Source organism: Rhodococcus sp. G6(2025) (genome assembly GCF_058628105.1).
In genome coordinates, this window is the sequence record NZ_CP179750.1 from 4,928,794 (window position 1) to 4,945,703 (window position 16,910).

At 64.8% G+C, this 16,910-nt stretch carries 15 protein-coding genes and 1 pseudogene; 3 read left to right on the forward strand and 13 right to left on the reverse strand.

Annotated features, from left to right (window positions below):
* Positions 1–67: 67 nt before the first annotated feature.
* From ACLIVD_RS22605 to ACLIVD_RS22625, 5 genes and pseudogenes are all read right to left on the reverse strand, one after another.
* Positions 68–493, reverse strand: coding sequence for a nuclear transport factor 2 family protein (locus tag ACLIVD_RS22605; protein WP_240960383.1), 426 nt, complete (start codon positions 491–493; stop codon positions 68–70).
* Positions 485–1,960: pseudogene (locus tag ACLIVD_RS22610) on the reverse strand (aldehyde dehydrogenase); the annotation flags it as partial. The gene ACLIVD_RS22605 and the pseudogene ACLIVD_RS22610, both read right to left, overlap by 9 nt.
* Before the next feature lie 414 nt (positions 1,961–2,374).
* Positions 2,375–3,229, reverse strand: a complete 855-nt coding sequence (locus tag ACLIVD_RS22615; RefSeq protein ID WP_241031741.1) for an HpcH/HpaI aldolase/citrate lyase family protein — start codon at positions 3,227–3,229, stop codon at positions 2,375–2,377.
* 2 nt (positions 3,230–3,231) lie between these two features.
* Positions 3,232–4,395 carry a CaiB/BaiF CoA transferase family protein gene (locus tag ACLIVD_RS22620; protein WP_283335078.1) on the reverse strand — a complete coding sequence of 388 codons (1,164 nt, stop codon included), beginning with the start codon at positions 4,393–4,395 and terminating at the stop codon, positions 3,232–3,234.
* Between the two features lie 43 nt (positions 4,396–4,438).
* The gene (locus tag ACLIVD_RS22625) at positions 4,439–5,647 is read right to left on the reverse strand and encodes an FAD-dependent oxidoreductase (RefSeq protein ID WP_095869830.1); all 1,209 of its coding nucleotides are present in this window, start codon (positions 5,645–5,647) and stop codon (positions 4,439–4,441) included.
* A gap of 115 nt (positions 5,648–5,762) precedes the next feature.
* On the opposite strand from ACLIVD_RS22625, the gene ACLIVD_RS22630 reads away from it, so the two are divergent.
* Positions 5,763–6,722 carry a LysR family transcriptional regulator gene (locus ACLIVD_RS22630; RefSeq protein ID WP_095869829.1) on the forward strand — a complete coding sequence of 320 codons (960 nt, stop codon included), beginning with the start codon at positions 5,763–5,765 and terminating at the stop codon, positions 6,720–6,722.
* On the opposite strand, the gene ACLIVD_RS22635 is transcribed toward ACLIVD_RS22630, so the two are convergent.
* The 8 genes from ACLIVD_RS22635 to ACLIVD_RS22670 form a co-directional block, all read right to left on the reverse strand.
* The gene (locus ACLIVD_RS22635) at positions 6,686–7,900 is read right to left on the reverse strand and encodes an NAD(P)/FAD-dependent oxidoreductase (protein WP_133987365.1); all 1,215 of its coding nucleotides are present in this window, start codon (positions 7,898–7,900) and stop codon (positions 6,686–6,688) included. The genes ACLIVD_RS22630 and ACLIVD_RS22635 overlap by 37 nt on opposite strands.
* Positions 7,901–7,905: 5 nt before the next feature.
* A complete protein-coding gene (locus ACLIVD_RS22640) occupies positions 7,906–8,718 on the reverse strand; it encodes an HTD2 family dehydratase (protein ID WP_283335079.1) in 813 nt (270 codons plus the stop codon).
* A complete protein-coding gene (locus ACLIVD_RS22645) occupies positions 8,715–10,106 on the reverse strand; it encodes an MmgE/PrpD family protein (RefSeq protein ID WP_283335080.1) in 1,392 nt (463 codons plus the stop codon). Before ACLIVD_RS22645 ends, ACLIVD_RS22640 begins: the two co-directional genes overlap by 4 nt.
* Positions 10,103–11,299: a cytochrome P450 gene (locus tag ACLIVD_RS22650; protein WP_095869826.1), complete on the reverse strand. Its 1,197-nt coding sequence runs from the start codon at positions 11,297–11,299 to the stop codon at positions 10,103–10,105. The genes ACLIVD_RS22645 and ACLIVD_RS22650 overlap by 4 nt, the downstream gene beginning before the upstream one ends.
* Complete coding sequence (locus ACLIVD_RS22655) at positions 11,296–11,487, reverse strand: ferredoxin (protein WP_095869825.1); 192 nt, start codon at positions 11,485–11,487, stop codon at positions 11,296–11,298. Before ACLIVD_RS22655 ends, ACLIVD_RS22650 begins: the two co-directional genes overlap by 4 nt.
* Positions 11,488–11,672: 185 nt before the next feature.
* Positions 11,673–11,957 carry an antibiotic biosynthesis monooxygenase family protein gene (locus ACLIVD_RS22660; protein WP_095869824.1) on the reverse strand — a complete coding sequence of 95 codons (285 nt, stop codon included), beginning with the start codon at positions 11,955–11,957 and terminating at the stop codon, positions 11,673–11,675.
* Complete coding sequence (locus tag ACLIVD_RS22665; protein WP_095869823.1) at positions 11,954–12,490, reverse strand: flavin reductase family protein; 537 nt, start codon at positions 12,488–12,490, stop codon at positions 11,954–11,956. The genes ACLIVD_RS22660 and ACLIVD_RS22665 overlap by 4 nt, the downstream gene beginning before the upstream one ends.
* Position 12,491: 1 nt before the next feature.
* Positions 12,492–13,691, reverse strand: coding sequence for an acyl-CoA dehydrogenase family protein (locus tag ACLIVD_RS22670; RefSeq protein WP_167114308.1), 1,200 nt, complete (start codon positions 13,689–13,691; stop codon positions 12,492–12,494).
* A gap of 288 nt (positions 13,692–13,979) precedes the next feature.
* Here ACLIVD_RS22670 and ACLIVD_RS22675 point away from each other — a divergent pair, with 288 nt between their 5' ends.
* Positions 13,980–14,921 (forward strand): NAD(P)H-binding protein, encoded by a 942-nt coding sequence (locus ACLIVD_RS22675; RefSeq protein ID WP_095869821.1) that lies wholly within the window; start codon positions 13,980–13,982, stop codon positions 14,919–14,921.
* A 237-nt stretch (positions 14,922–15,158) separates the two neighbouring features.
* Entirely contained in the window at positions 15,159–16,493 is a 1,335-nt protein-coding gene (locus tag ACLIVD_RS22680; RefSeq protein ID WP_240960385.1) for an MFS transporter, read from the forward strand.
* Positions 16,494–16,910: the final 417 nt, after the last annotated feature.

Below are 16,910 nucleotides of genomic sequence, written 5' to 3' on the forward strand. Positions count from 1 at the left end.
TATGCTCCCTGTGATCGTTTGATGCTTGGTGTGGTGGTGCTGACAGACCCGGGGTCACTGCCACCGATTACGGCGTGCGGCTGGACGGATCGACACCCACGTCGTTGAGCAGGCGCCCGCCGTCCGGGGTCAGACTGTAGATCGCGAGCCGAGTGATCTTGCCGTCTCGAACGGTGAAGAAATCTCCCAGTACGATCTGCGAGCCGTTGGCGTTCAGGTCGATCTCCACTGACACGTTCTCCCCGTCGACGACGGGTGTCCTGGGCGAGGGGATCATCTTCCCTGCCTTCAAGCCACCTTCGTACATGCGTCCGATAGCTTCCGCGCCGGAGAGGGTGCCCGCTGCGTTATGCAACAGGGCATCCGGGGCGAACAGGTCCGCCACCGCGGCGGCGTCGCCGGCGGCGACACCGGCGAAGTACGCGGCGACGACCTCGGCGGGGCTGGATGCCGTTGCGTTCCGGGCAGCTCCGGCCGACGTGGTCGACTCCAGGTACCGCGTCGAGGCGTACACGGACTGGTACTCGAGGTAGGGATCGAGGCCCTCGGGGCCGAGTTCTCGTCCGAGGCCGGAGTCCTTGAATCCTCCGAAGGGTGCGCCGAGATCAAGGGTGTAGTAGTTCAGGCCGATCGTGCCCGTGCGGACCTGACGAGCCACTCCGAGGGCGCGATCCTCGTCAACGCTCCATACGGATCCACCGAGGCCGTAGTTGCTGTCGTTCGCCATTCGGACCGCTTCGTCGTCTCCTTCGAACGGGATCAGAGCCATGACCGGACCGAATACCTCTTCGCGCGCCAGACGGTCGGAGTTGTCGACATCGGCGAATACCGTGGGCTGGACGAACCATCCTTGATCGAGACCGTCGGGCCGACCACCGCCCGTCACCAGGCGTGCGTTCGAGTTCTTCGCGATGTCTATGTAGCCGAGCACCTTGTCTCGGTGGGTGGGGGTCGCCATGGGTCCCATGGTTACCGACGGGTCCAGCGGGTCGCCCAGTGTGTACGAGTCGGCGAAGTTCGCGACGGCATCCACCACTTCGTCGTAGCGCGAGCGTGCGATGAGGATGCGTGACTGCGTCGTGCAGGTCTGGCTGTTGTTCAGGAACGATGCGTTATCCAAGCCCGCGAGGAAGGTCTCGAGGTTGGCGTCCTCGAGGACGATGGCCGCGGACTTTCCGCCCAGTTCCAGAGTGGAACGGCGAAGCAGCCGACCGCACTCCTGACCGATGATGCGCCCTGCTTCGGTCGAGCCGGTGAACGCGATTTTGTCGACCAGAGGGTGTGAGACGAGCGCCGCGCCGGCGTCGCGGTCGCCGAGGACGATGTTGAGGACACCGGGCGGCAGGCCCGCCTCCTGCGCTGCATCGGCGAATACATATGAGTCCAGCGCAGTCTCGGGGGACGGTTTGAGAACAACGGTGCACCCGGCGGCCAGCGCCGGCGCAATCTTGAACATCGCCAGGGCCTGCGGGAAGTTCCACGGAGCGATCGCACCGACGACGCCCACTGGCACGCGGCGGACGATGGTCGATCCCGCCTGGCTCGGGCGGACCGATTCGAGCGGCAGGTTCTCGACGATGTCCGCGTACATGCGCAGCAGAGCCCCCGGGGCTCCGCCGTTCAGTGCCTGCGACAGCCCGAGAATCATCCCGTTTTCGCGGCTGACGAGCGTTGCCGTGTCAACCGCTCGGGCGTCGAGGGCGTCAGCGAAAGCACGAAGCACGGTGGCGCGCTCGGCAGCCGTGGTTCGGCCCCATGGGCCCTCGTCCAGGGCCCGACGGGCGGCGCGAACGGCTGCGTCGATGTCGGCCTCGCTCCCGAGCGCGGCCACCCCGATGCGCTCGCCGGTGGCAGCCTCGATCTGGTCCCGGAGTTCTGTGCGCACCGGGTCGATCCAGGTGCCGTCGATGAAGAAGCGGGTGCGGTCGAGGCTGCTCGGCCGGTCGACGGTGACGGACATAAGTTCTCCTTGCTGCGAGGTCGCGTGATCCCGAACTTCGGTGTCGGCGGGCGCATACGGCCGGCTTGTCGCCTGCACCGGCGAGATCCCGATCACTGTCGATCCTGTGCTGACGTGCCCGTCATCGCAATGCCAGGATGTTCCCCGTCCTCATACTCTGGACGCATTGTCGCTGGTTGAGCGATATGGGAGGACACACCGAGACCTGACCGCCGGTTATTGTCGAGACATGACGGGTGAGAGAAGACGCTACGTGCAATGTCCGTGCGGGGAGCTCATGGAAGGGCGCACCGACGACCTTCTGGTCGACGAGGTTCAGCACCATCTGCGCGAGCAGCATCCGCATCTCCGGTACGACCGCGACCAAATCCTGTCTATGTCGTACTGACCGGCGTCGTACCGACCAGCATCGTCTCAGTCGACGTGGGGGGTCGGGGCGCCCGCAGCGCGCAGAACCGCGTGGGCGCGGGCCAACACCGGCGCGTCGACCATGAAGCCGTCCACACGCACCGCCGCACCCGACGCAGCGGCGTCGACGATCTTCCGTGCGTGAGCGACGGCGATGTCGCTGGGGTGGAAAGCCGTACGGCTCGGCTCTACTTGCGACGGGTGGATCAGCAGCTTGCCGGCCATGCCCAGTTCGATGGCATAGCGGACGTCGTCGGCGAGAACCGCACCGTCGTTCAGTGCCGTCGTCACCCCGTCCACCGGTCCCGGCTTGTTCGCCACTCGTGACGCGAGCACCAGCTGTGACCGAGCGTGGAGCATCGCGATACGCGTTGGTTCCGCGCCGAGATCCACGGCGTAGTCCAGATGGCCGAACGCCAGCCGTGCAACGCCCGGGTCGGCGGCAATCACTCCCGACCGGTCCACACCGACCGCGGATTCGATCAGCGCGATGACGGGGCACCGGAGTCGCTGGCGGAGATCGAGATACCGGACGGAATCGTCCGCCTTGGGGACCATGACAGCGGTGAGTCCCGGCAGATCCGACAGTGCATCCACGTCGCCGATGTGCTCGGGGTCGCCCACCGAGTTCACGCGCACGCATGCGCGTCCGCCCTCGGACAACCACCGCACGACCTCGGTTCGCGCTGTGGCCTTGTCTCCTCGTGCCACCGAGTCCTCGAGATCGAGGACTATGACGTCCGCCCCGGTGGCGAGCGCCTTGTCGAACCGGTCGCTGCGGTTCCCGGGAACGAACAGAAACGTCGTGGCCTCCTGCACTCGCGCCGTGGTCTCCGCGAGCGCGGAGACACTTGTCGACACGGTCAGAACCCCGCCGGAACCGTGGATTCGGGTGCGATCCCGAACTCCGCCAGAATCGCCTCGGTGTGCTGCCCAACGTCCGGGATCGGACCCATGACGGGGGTCGAATCGGACATGGTGACGGGTGGAATCAGGGCGCGCAACTCCCCGACCGGCGACTGGTAGGTGCGCCACCTGCCCCGCGCTTCGAGCTGCGGATGCTCCGCGAGACCGTCCATGGTGCGCAGCAGAGCGTTGGCGATACCCGACACTTCCAGTAGCTCGGCCACCCGCTCGGCCGTGAAGGCTTGGAAGACCCCCTCGATAACGGCGCGCAACTCCGCGTTGTGCTCGACACGCAGGGAGTTGCGCACGAAGCGCTCGTCTCGCGCCAGCTCCGGCGATCCGAGGAAGGTGCAGAACGTCGCCCATTCCCGTTCGTTCTGGATGCCGAGGAAGACCTGGTTGCCGTCGCCGCACGTGAAGGGACCGTATGGAGCAATCGCCGCGTGCCGGGCTCCGGTGCGGGAGGGGGACGCGCCCCCGTATATCGCGTAGTTCAGCGGAAAGCCCATCCACTCCGACAACGCTTCGAGCATCGACACCTCGATCGTGGCGCCCTCGCCGGTGCGCTCCCGTTTAATCACGGCGGTGAGCACACCCGAATACGCGTACATTCCCGACGCGATGTCGGCGATGGAGATACCGACCTTGGACGGTTCGTCCTCGGTACCGGTGATGGATACCAGGCCAGCTTCGCACTGGACGAGCAGGTCGTACGCCTTCTTCGACGAGTACGGCCCACCCGTTCCGTAACCCGAAATGGACACGTGGATCAACCGCGGATTCCGAGCACGGAGCTCCTCGGCGCCCAACCCCAGCCGATCCGCCGCCCCGGGGGCGAGGTTCTGAACAAGAACGTCGGCCCGGTCGACCAAAGCCTGCACCGCTTCTCGGCCCTCCGCACTCTTCAGATCCAGGGCCACGGACTCTTTGGACCGGTTCAACCACACGAAATGACTGGCGAGGCCGTTGACGGTCTCGTCGTAGCCTCGCGCGAAATCACCGACGACCGGTCGTTCGATTTTGATGACGCGCGCGCCGAGGTCGGCCAATTGTCGTGTGGCGAAGGGAGCGGCGACGGCCTGCTCCAACGACACGATCGTGAGTCCATCAAGAGGATTCATGTTGCAGTTCTTTCGTTTCGAGTGGCGTCCGAGGCGGCGCGTCCTACACGGACGAGAGCAGAGACGGACTTTCGAGGGTCTTGGTGAAGTACAGAACTTCTGCGGCGAATTCTGGGTCGCGAGACATGCGCCGGAACATCTCGAGGTCCTGGTCGCGCGTGACGGGATCCGACGAGTGGAAGAGCAGCTTCTTGTTCGACGATGCGCGCGGACTCGCCTTGTCCACGAACGCGGCCCGACGCTGGTCCGCGTACGCGGTCAACACCTCGTCGTCGGCGCGGTGCTGCGCCACTGCCCCGAGGCCCTCGATGAGCGCGTAGGAATCGAACAAGCCCATGGTCAGCCCCAGTCCGCCTGTGGGATTGGTCGCATGCGCGGCGTCGCCGGCAAGAAGCACCCTGCCGGCTCGAAACGACGACGCGGAACGCTGGTGCATCCGATACGGCGATGCCGCGACCACCTCGGTCCGGGCGGCCACTTCGGGTCCGAACACGGCGGACAGGAACCGCGGCATGCGTTCGTCGATGGAATCGGCCGGAAGCGAGGCATCCTCCATATAGGTGTAGCGCCACATCCCGTGATCGCCGGACTCGTCGATCTTCGCGATGATTGCCCCGTAGACATCGTCGACGTAGAACGTCGACTGGGCCCAGCCGTCGCGGTCGTCCGGGAAGCGGACGTTCGTCGCCACGAAGCGCTCCGGCCACGTCATACCTTCGAAGCCCAGGTCTAACGTGCGTCGAACGGCCGAGCTCGCACCGTCCGCTCCGACCAGCCACTGCGACCGGAGAACCGTGTCGCCGTCCACGCCGCGCACGGAGACGGTCACGCCCGACTCGTCCTGATCGATGCCGGTGACCTCGTGGTCCCACAGCACCCGCGCGTTGGCGAACGTGTCGAGCTCCTCGAGGATGACTTTGGCGAGCGCACCCTGCCCCAGATGCAGGTTGTACGGTCGTTCGACCTTGCCGTTCAGGGCAGCAAGCCCGTAGGAGATGATCTCCCCGGTGTCTCGAACCCGATATGCATAGTCCTGCTTGAGGAAGCCCGCCCCACATGCCTTCTCCAACAGGCCGAGCCGTGACAGACCGTCCAGCGTCGACCAGTGGTAGACGATCGCTCGCGGTGTGTCCTGCAACGCGGGCGCACGCTCGACCACCGATACACTGATTCCGTGCTGGGCCAAACCCAGCGCGGTCAGCAAACCGGTCGGCCCGGCTCCGACGATTGTTACCTGCTGGTCTTCTTGCACGATTCCTCCGTACTGCGTTCACGACAACTCTGGGCTGTCGCTCCGATGTTCACGATCCTTTACTCGGCCCCGTAAGGCCAATACCATTGCAGCACCGTTGCCATACACTTGGCGCATGGACATCCGGAGCGTCAAATACTTTCTGGCCGTCGCGGATGCGGGGTCCATCACCGAGGCGGCGCGCATTCTGCACCTCTCGCAACCGCCTCTCAGCAGCGCGATGACGAAGCTGGAGGCCGAGCTCGACGTTCGCCTGCTGGACCGGCACCCTCGCGGTATCGCCCTGACCGATGCGGGCCGCTATCTGCAAAGCGCCGGCCGGCGGCTCGTCGCCGAAGAACAGAGAATCACCTCCGCGCTTCGGTCAATGGGGCAGGGCCTCGAGGGCGATCTTCGGATCGGCGCGGAGCCGATCGGGATGTGGCGGGTCGTCAGTGCCGCAGTTGCGGTCTTCCTCGCCGAACACCCGCGCATCACACTGGAGCTCACCGATGCCAATCCCCAAGTGCTGCTGGAGAACCTGGCTACCGGGTATCTCGACCTCGCTGTCGTGCCCGTTCTCGCCGAGGAGCCGCTGCCGACGATCAACGATGTCGCGTTCTCCATGACGATCATCGCCCACTCGTCGCTGACTCTCGTCGTGCCGCGCTCATCGTGGCTCGCGACGCAGGACCGAGTGCACCTGTCCGACCTCCGACACGAACGGTGGGTCCTTCCGTCGCGGTTACCGGGCGCACGGAGCTTGTCCCGGCTGCTGGACGACCGGTTCGCAACAGCAGGAGGCAGCCCGGCGTCGGTGATATCCGTGCCTACCGTCGAAACGGCCGCCAGTCTCGTTACTGCCGGTGTCGGGGTGTCCGTTCTGAGTCGCGAGCTGGCCGAACAGCATCCCGGCGTGGCGAAAGTTGCCGTCGAAGAGGGATGGCCGGACCTTCCGCTCGGCGTGGTGAGCCGCCGAGACGGCGTCATCACCCCCGTCGCCGAACGGTTCGGCGACATTATCCGGAACCTCGATAACCACGACCCCACCAGCCCGGATCAGACGAGCGAGGACCCGACGGGTAGCATTCCCTGAACTGTGTCCCAGCGGGTTTCGCGTCGCAGCATCGCCCGAATCCTGACGAATTCCGCGCGACGTTCGAATGCCAACACTCCGGTCACGGTGTCGCCGAGCTTGTACACGAACAGCGAACCGCCCGGTTCCTTACTCTCGACGATCTCCTCGGCACCGGTCAGAAACCCTGAGAACTGGATGCGGACACCGTGTTGATCCGACCAGAAGTACGGAACGGTGACGCATTCCACGGGCGGCAGCCCGGACACCGTATTGGCAGCATTCGTTCCCGCGACACGCCCCTGCTCCGCAGCGTTGGTCCAGTGCTCGACGCGCATCGAGGTACCGAACCGACCGTTCGGCCAGCGCACGAGGTCACCGGCCGCGTACACACGATCCGCTGCGCGCAAGTGCGCGTCGCACTCCACACCGTTGTTCAGGGTTATTCCGGAATTCTCCAGCCATTCGGTCGACGGGCGCACGCCGATACCGACGAGGATGACGTCCGCGGGTACGGTGTCACCCCCGGCGAGACGGAGCACGCGGCCATCCGAACTGTCCTCGACGCCGACGACCGCGTCACCTAGGCGCAGTGTCACTCCCGACTCACGGTGCAGGGCTGCATAAGCCGCCGCAACCTGGTCGCCGAAGCGCCCGAGGGGTTTCTCCGCGAGGTCGACGATCGTGACATCGCGGCCGTCCTTGACCAACGTCGCCGCGAACTCGCCGCCGATGAATCCGGCTCCGATCACAGCGACTGACTTGGTGTGATCGGACACCGCGGCACGCAAAGCTTGTGCATCCTGGAATCGCCTGAGCGCGAACACGTCCGGCAGCCCGCGGAACATCTCCGGGAAGATGGGATCGCACCCGGTGGTGATGACGACGGCTCCATACTCGACCTCGCCGTTCGACGTGACGACGCGGCGACCCGCCACGTCCAGTGCGGTGGCACGGGTGTTCAGAGCGAACTCGACCCCCCGTGCGCGCAGATCCGCCACGGACGGATACGTCAACGCCGCGAGATCCAGGTCGTCGCCGAGCCCGATCTTCGAGAGCGGAGGACGCTCGTATGGGGGATGCGCTTCGTCGCTGACGATGGTGACGCCGAGGTCGGGCGCATGCCGGGTAACGGTCTCGGCCGCGCGGATAGCGGCGACCGATCCTCCGACGATGAGGACGTCCGTTGTGGTGGACATAGCGATCAGCTCCCCGTCACCGTACTGGTGGCGCACACGACACCGGCGGCGCTGTGTGCTTCGGCACCGCGTTCCAGTCCGTCGACGTGCGGAACCACGGTGAAGGTCTGCGGGCGGGTCATCGGCGACACCAAACGGTATCCGAATGTTTTGCCCTGCAACGAGATGTCCTGTCGACGCATGTGATCGGCCATCATGAAGGCTAGCAACGGCCCATGGATCACCAGGCCGTCGTATCCCTCTCGGCGGCACCAATCGAGATCGTAGTGAATGCGGTGCGTGTTGTAAGTCAGTGCCGAGAAACGGAACAACAGTTTCTCGTCGACAGCGAGGGACAGCGTGGGGCCGTTCACCTGGGCCGACGACGGAGCAGGCGTGGGAAGCGGGGTCGACCCTCCCTCGCGGTAGACGATGTCCTGCTCCTCGCGGATGATCAGTTCACCGCCCTGCGTGATCTCCTGCAGAACCGTGACGAGCGTCAGGGCGCCGGTGCGTCCCACCTTGTCCACGGACTTGGCAATGGACGTCACCTTCGTGGCGGGCTCGCCGATACGTAGACTGCCGAAGGCGGTGACGCGGCCACCACCGAACATCCGGCGGCGTCCACCGCCGGGAGGCGCGGGGATACCGACAACGGGGTGGCCATCCTCACCGAGGTCGCTCTCAGCGTCGCGGGGAAGCAGGTGGAGCCAATGCCAGATCGGTGGCACCGTGTCACCGATCGCATGAGGAACATCGATGTCCAGCAGCGCAGCCATCGCCTCAACCGGTTCGGCCGAGATGACCTCCGTGCGTGCGATCTTGTCTGGGGAAGTCATGGGGTCGGCACCCTTTCGGCGGCGAGAACGGACAGCAGTTCGGACAGGTTGGGTGCGTCGTCGAGTGCCTCGACGGCGGCCACCAACCGGGAGGCGATGTCGCCTCCGAGAGGTTCGAGCAAGAGCGTTGCCTTCGCGACGACCTCGTCGTGTGTCATCGGGTTCTGAGCGGACCCACGTGCATACGTCGGGTTCCCGGCCTCGACGACGAGGGTTTCGCCGTTGGTCAACTCGATGTCCAACCGGGGTCCGTCCTCGATCTCGATGGCGTCGTCGACGCGCATGGAGACCTTGGCGAAAGTCGCGGCGATCCGCGGATCGTTCAGCCGTGGTGGGTCGTAGTCATCGAGTCCCAGGGCGCTTGCGCACAGCGCGAGGCTCACCGCGTAGGGAAGGCTGAATTGGGCGTCGAACACGGTGTCGATCGGGTACACCGACAGCATGTTCACCGCGGTCGTACCTGCAGTGATCACTATGGAGCGAACGTTTTCCGGCGTCAGGCCCCGATTCGTCACGAGGTCCTTCATCACGTCGACGGCCGAATGGCAACCGCGGCAGCACGCGTAGGGCTTGAGGTACGACGAGGCGACGTTGAAGTCCGTCCCCAGTCCAGTCAGCGCCCGATCGGTATGGCCGGTGCCGCCGGCGATAACAGCGTAGAGGCCGCCCCACTTCGCTTCGAATATTCGCCGGGGGCCGGTGATTCCCCCGGTCGCCAGCACGGCGGCGTCGACACCCGTCTCACCCGCTTTGCCCGGGTGCAGACGCTTGGTCAAGGCACCGTCGTCGATGAATGCCCACACCCCACCGGTGAACGATCCGGCGATTCCCAGTGCATCGGCGAAGGCATTCTTATCCGCGTCGAGGCATTTCGCTGCCGCTGCCGCCGCGGCGAAGCTGCCCATCGTACCGCTCGAATGCCATCCTCGGTCTGTGTGTGCTGCGAATCCGCCGACCGCTTGCAGGGTTCGATACCCGATGTCGTAACCGGCGACCGTGGCGGCGATGACCTGCCGACCGGTACTCCCTGCTTTTTCGGCCACCGCGAGCGCCGCGGGCAGTACGGTCGACCCCGCGTGACCGGGCCCGCCTCCGTCGTCGAAATCTCTGGCGTGCGCGGAAGTTCCATTGACCAGGGCTGCGTGCGCCGGGGTGAGGCGTGTGGCGGTCCCCCACACCAGGCTGCCGGCATCGCCGGCCGAGAAGCGTGACAGCGCGTCGACGACACCGCTCACTTCGGGAGTTGTCGTGCCGACCAGGGCGACGGCCAAGGTATCGAGGATGTGGTCCTTGATTCCGTCGACGACGTCTTTCGGCAGATCGTCGTAGCCTGTTCGAGCCCAGAACGTCGCGAGCCGCTCGGTCAGCGACGGGGAGTCGCTCGTCACGATGTCGTCGCCGTCGTTGAGGGATTGAGGTCCACGGCCAGAGATCCGACCAGCCACCTGCCGCCGGCGTGTCCGATGTCGGTTCCGTTCTCCACGACTCTGGCATGGGGGTAGTGGTTCAAAAGGTAGCGCACCACTTCTTCCATCTCGACCTTCGCCAGGCTCTGACCCAGGCATCCGTGCAGACCGGTGCTGAACGTCAACGGCTGGTTTCGCTCTCGATCGAGGTCGAACGCGTTGGGCTGCGCGAAACGCTCTGGATCGCGGTTCGCCGACCAGACGGCGACGTGCACGTCGGACCCGGCGGGAATGACCGTGCCGTCGAGCTCGATGTCGACCGACGCGATCTTGCTGACGATGCCGGGGCGGGGGTACAACCTGCAGGCCTCGACGACGGCGGCCGGGATCAGCGACTGATCCTCGACGAGCCTGGCCCATGCCGCCCTGTCACGGAGCAGCGTCCATACCACGAGACCGGTCTGGTGTGCCGTGTTCACGGAGCTGGCTTCGAGCATCGCCGTCGCTTCGCTGAGCAGTTCCTCGGAGGTCAGTTTTCCTTCGGCCTCCTGACGAATGAGGAAAGACAGCATGTCGTCACCGAGTCCGGCCTGCCGCTTGCGCGCGATCAGGTCGCCAAGGTAATCGAACAATTCGTCGTAGGCCTTGAGTATTGACTCGGTAAGACTCGGATCCCTTTGCAGTAGAGCAAGTGTCCGCGCAGACAGACTGGCCACGACAGGGGCGTCCTCGGCCGGCGCGCCCGCCAAGTGGCAGTACACCCTCGCGGGGATCTTCTGGTCGACGGCCGCGTGGAAATCGACAGGTCCGGCGGCGTCCTTTCCCGGATCGATGTCTTCGAGGATGCCGCGCAGGACCGCGCGGATGTCTTCGACCGTGGTGGGACCCATGAAGCGCGCCAACGGGGTTCGGAGCCGCATGTGTCGGGGGCCTTCGGCCATGATCAGACTCTTGGCACGGAAGTCATGGACGGGCCCGTCGGTGATGCCGAACTGTTCCATCAACGTCAGGGCGGCATTGATGAAACGGGTGTCCCGAAGAACCTTGGTCGCGAGGTCGAAGTCGAGAACGGCGTATCCGTAGTCGCCCTGTACGAGCGACGCGCCGTCCGCGGAACCACCGGTGTGGCTGGGCGAGTCGGGTGCAAACGGGTCGAAAGCGTGAAGTGTGCTCATGCGCGCGAGATCGCCCCCATCGGGCAGCAGAGGATAACTTCGTCGAGATCCTGGTCCCGGTCGGCCGGCACGGTCGTCGCGACCTGCTCGAGTAGGCCGTTGTCGGCGATCTGGAACACATCGGGCATGAGGGCGGCACAGGTGCCGTTCGCGTCACACCGCGCGAAATCTACTTTGACCTCGATCATCGCGAGAATCCTTCGTGATTGGGATGGCTGCGACCGTTGCGCCTGAGCTGCAGGAGCGGTCGGTATGTCGTACACCACATTCTTGACCCGGATGAGCTATCCGACAAATATCAATATGGCGGACCGGTCATAGCTTTTGCGTATGCCAGGGCGCCACGCGAGACCGCCCCGACGGCGCGGCGGAGTCAGTGCTCGTAGTGCGTGACCCGTGGTACGGCAGCGCACAGCGGCTGAATCAACTCGCGGACGCGCGTTCCGGCAGCGGACGCGGCGAACAACTCGGTGTGATCCTCCACGCGGTTCCACAAAGCGCGAAGGAGATACGTCTCGTCCCGATCCACGCTCCGAGACAAGGTTGCCTCCGAGCATCCCGGCGCTGCCAGAAGCAGCGACCGGATCTCGTCGAAAGCTGCCTCGAGATCGCCGCCGGCTCCCGGACGGAGCTGGATCTCGAGGTGCTCGGAGATCACGCCTCCACCGACCGGCCGGCAATTGCCGACATGTCGACGAAACCGCCCCGCAGGAAAATCAACGGCTCGTCGATTCCCTGCTGAATGAGATCCTCGACTTCACCCACTACCTGCAGGTGGTCACCGATGCGGTCGACGCGGTGCGGCGAGCACTCCACGGTGACGATCGCGTCCTCAAGGAGGGGCACTCCCCGATCTGAGGGCTGCCACACCACACCGGCGAAGCGATCCTGCCCACGTCGCGAGAACGCCCGACACACATCTCCGCATCCCGACCTCAAGATGTTGATTCCGAAGTACTCGGCTTCAGCCAGCACCGGCCAGGTCGTGGAACCCTGGTCCACGTAGAACGCGACCAACGGCGGGTCGAGCGAGACGGAGGTGAAGGTACCCACCGTCATTCCGGTGGGTCCCGCGTCGGTCATCGCGGTGATGATCGAGACGCTGGTTGGGACGTGACTCATGACCCGTCTGTAATCGGCTGGGCTCAGCACATCGGACACCTTCCCTTCGACGGCGGAGGTCATCGTCATCTCACAATCCGATGGTCGGATCATCGTTTCCGAGGAGCTGACGTCCGTACGCTTCGCGCCCGATCTCGGGTGTCACGAGTGCGTGCCGGGCCGCGGTCTCGCTGTCGCGCCACACCCGTCCGAGCACGTTGACGTCGGCGAACGAGCCGGCACCGTTCGCGGTGAGGAGGTAGTCGATCTCTTCTTTGATCAGCTCCGCCACCACGCCTGTGTCGTTGCGGATGCGCGCGAGCACCTCCAAGTTGGGCAGCTGGTGGCTTTCGGCGGCGGTGTCGATGTCAGAGCACATGCCAGCCATCAACATCTCGGCAAGGCGCAGCTTGGTGGCCGCCTTCGCGACACCGATCTGGTGGGTAGGCGACTCCTTGGCTTGGCGGTAGGCCGTGTACGCGACCGGCTTCAGCGGAAGCTTCGCGCGTGTCAACTCGAGGGCGTGACGTCCCAGTCCGATCTGCGGCGCAACCAGAATGCCGGCGGCAACGGCGTTGAAGGGCATCGATGCCGTCCGCTCCTCGGTGAACGGAGAGCGGAAGTTCGACGCGAACATGTCTTTCACTCGCTGCACGCGGTACTCCGGGACAAAGTGGTCCTTGACCACAACGGTGTCGCTACCCGTTCCCTGCATGCCGGCGACGAACCACGTCGGTTCGATGGTGAAGGCTTCTGCGGGGACGAGCGCCATTCCCTGCTCACCATCCTCCAGCGTGATCGTCAGGCTGGCCCACTGGGCGGCGAAGGAGCCCGAGGCGTAGGGCCAGCGGCCGCTCATCAGGTAGCCCCCTTCGACGGGCTCGCTGCGGTCACCCGGGGAGAAGATCCCGCAGATCCTCGCGTTCGGGTTCACCCCGAACACATCTTCCTGCGCCTGCATGGAGAACGTGCTAGCGAAGCCGGTCGCCACCATCATGAGTGCGGTGACCCAACCGGTCGAGCCGTCACCGCGGGCGATTTCGGCGGTCACGTCGACCGCAGTCTTGAACGACGCTCCCTGGCCTCCCCAGCGCGTGGGAACCATGAGATGGAACAAGCCCGCCTCCGAGATTGCGTCGATCACCTCGGGTGCGATGTGGCGGTCCTTGGTTCCCTGTTCCGCGTACTCGCGGATGAGCGGGACGAGGGCCGCAGCCCGGGCGACGAGGTCGGCATCCGAGACCTGGATCTTGTCGCGATCCGGCAGTTCCGTGCTGGCGAGCTGTGCCATGTTATGTCTCTCTTCACTCGGTAGGACGCGATCAGGCTGCTGCTAGTGACTGCGATCACGTCGGACCACACCAGCATGTGATGCCGACCGCCTCGTCGCAATGGCACAAAGTTTGCGGACCTCATACGCCAAACACATCGGCTGCGGTCGATACTCACCGCGCATGACAACGACGACAATTTTGGATGTGGACCCACGCCACAGACGGTGGTCCGATGTAGCTTGCATCACAACCAGTTTGAGCGAAGGCGGCCCAGCGGATCAGGGCCGTGCATACGAGGAGTGCACATGAGTCGAATTATCATCAGCGGAGCATCGGGTGACCTAGGCCGGAGGGTAACGGGCCTATTGCTCGCAGCCGATCCGCACCGGGAGCTGATCCTCACCACCCGCACACCGGAGAAACTGGCTGGCCTCGCTTCCGACACTGTGCAGATCCGGCATAGCGACTACCAGCACCCAGCCTCTGTCCAGGAAGCCTACGTAGGCGGCGACACACTCTTCCTCATCAGCGGCCTCAACCTCGGACGTCGAATTTCCGAGCATCGCGGCGCGATCGAAGCAGCTCAAAAGGCAGGCGTCGGTCACATCGTCTATACCTCGGTCGGCGGTGTGCAGCCGGGCAATCCTGCGCTGTCCGCTATCGACCACCATCAGACGGAGTTGGATCTCCGCGCGTCGGGGCTCAAGTACACCATTCTGCGGAACGCCCTCTACGCGGAGATCGTCAGCAACATCCTGGTGGCACCCGCCGTGCCGTCAGGAATCTTGGCCCAGGCAACCGGGGATGGGCTTCTGGCTCCCGTTGCGAAGGGCGACGTCGCGCGTAGCGCTGCCGCCTGTCTCATGGACCCCGCCCGCCACGTCGGCGCGGTCTACGAAATCACAGGCCCGGAATTGCTGGACTTTCATCAGATCGCAGCCCTCGGCGCGCAGATCCACTCGACACCGATCGAGTATCAACCGATCACCGAACGCGACCGGCTGGCATTCTTCGACTCGATCGGGATTCCCCGCACCTACGATCCGAACATGCCCCCTAGCCCGGACGGGCACCTATGGGCCAGCGACGAACTTGTCTCCGCCGAAGTGGCTGTCGCACAGGGCTACCAGGCTCTTCTGAGCCATCACGTAAAGCAAATCACCGGGCGTGCCCCAGAGCCGCTCCGTTCCGTAATGGAGCGGGTGCGTGAGGTCCGCTACGACAAGATCGACGCCGCCATCTCCTGAAAACACGGGTCTCGGCACCACTTTCTCTCACCAGATGTCCGTCACCTTCGGCTCGCCCGGCGGCAGCATCCGAGCCGGGCGGGGGCGGCCGGCGCACCGCGGCCCGCGACTGTCTCCCGCCGCCGTTGCCTCCGGTTCGAGCGATCACTACGCAGCAGCGCGCGCCCTCGAACTCCCCACAAGGAAGGCACCATGAGCTCACCCGTCGATCCGACCCCACTACGACCAACTCCCAGCATGGACCCGCCGCTCGTCACCGACGCCGACACGAAGAAGAAGGAGATTCGACGAGTGGTGCTGTCGAGTTACCTCGGCAGCACCATCGAGTACTACGACTTCCTGCTTTACGCGACTGCTGCGGCGATCGTGTTCGCGCCCGTCTTCTTCTCCGATCTCACGCCTGTAGCCGGCACCATCGCATCCCTGGGGACGTTCGCCGCCGGATACCTCGCGCGCCCGCTCGGCGGCATAATTTTCGGTCACTTCGGGGACCGATATGGCCGAAAGTCCATGTTGCTCGTCTCGATGACGGTGATGGGCAGCGCGTCGTTCCTGATCGGGCTCGTTCCTCCTGCGTCAGCCATCGGCTCTTGGGCCGCGATCATTCTCGTCCTGCTACGCGTGAGCCAAGGCATCGCCATCGGAGGCGAGTGGGGCGGCGCCACACTGATGTCGCTGGAACACGTCGGTGGACGCGGACGCGGATTCGCCGCGGCATTCACCAACGCGGGAGCACCCACCGGTTCCTTGCTGGGCACCATCGCACTCGCGATCGTGGCCGTGCTGCCCGAGGAGGACTTCCTGCTGTGGGGCTGGCGCATCCCGTTCCTACTCTCCGCTGTCCTCCTCGCGCTCGGTCTCTTCATCAGAAGTCGAGTTTCGGAGAGCCCAGTCTTCAAAGAGGCTTTGGCGCGGCGCACAGAGCGCGATTCCGCCACTGTCCCGGTCACGCCGCCGCCGCTCATGAGCATCCTGCGCCGTCCGAAGAACGTCGTCCTCGTGGCCGGGGGATGCATGGCCAGCGTCGCGATACAGATCATGTTCGCGACATTCGCCATCGGCTATGCCACGAGGTCGGGTGCTACACGGTCGGACGTCCTCATCGGTTTCGCGATCTGCCAATTCATCGCCATCTTCGCACTGCTGGGATTCGCGCGCCTCTCGGACAGAATCGGCCGTCGGCCGGTCATGTTGGCCGGCCTCGCCGGGTTCGCGGTGTTCGTCGTCCCCATCCTGTCCATGCTGTCCTCCGGGAACGTGGTACTGGTAGCACTCGCTTTCGTGTTGGGCTTCAGCGTGTTCCAGTCGGCGACTTTCGGGCCGATGGCTGCGTACATCGCCGAACAGTTCGGCACATCCGCTCGGTACACGGGTGCCTCTCTCGGCTACCAGGCAGCCACGCTCCTCGGCGCGGGTTTCACCCCCGTAATCCTCGTGTCGTTGCAGGCTGCTACGGACGGCAGCACAGGCCTGGTGGCGGCTTACATGATCGCGCTCGCCGTGGTCAGTTCAGTGTTCATTGTCCTGACGAAGGAGAGCAAGGACCGAGACCTGGCGACATACCAGCACTGACCTACGCGACACATACGGACGAAGGGCAGGCACTCCGCGGTCGGCCGAGAGCGTGCCCTTCGCGTTGTCTGGCGCTACCCGGTCCCGCGAGCACTATCGCAGTCACGTGCCGCTCCTCCTCATACGAGCGTGGAAGTGGGAACCGGAGGCCGCGATTCGAATGCGCGTATCCCCATGTCACCACATGCCCGAGCACGACCAACAATCCAGGACCAGACTCTAGCCCGTACGTTATGTGCTCGGTGCCGAGAGAGCCAGTGAGGTAATTGGTGCCACCAACCCCAATGACACCGCGGATTCCGATCTAGGGGCTTGACACAGGAGGACGTGCGGTGTTGTAGCCGATTCATCTGCGCTACGCGACAAGCGCGTTCGACCGCGGCATCGTCGATCTTGTCTGTACGCCAGGCCGGCATT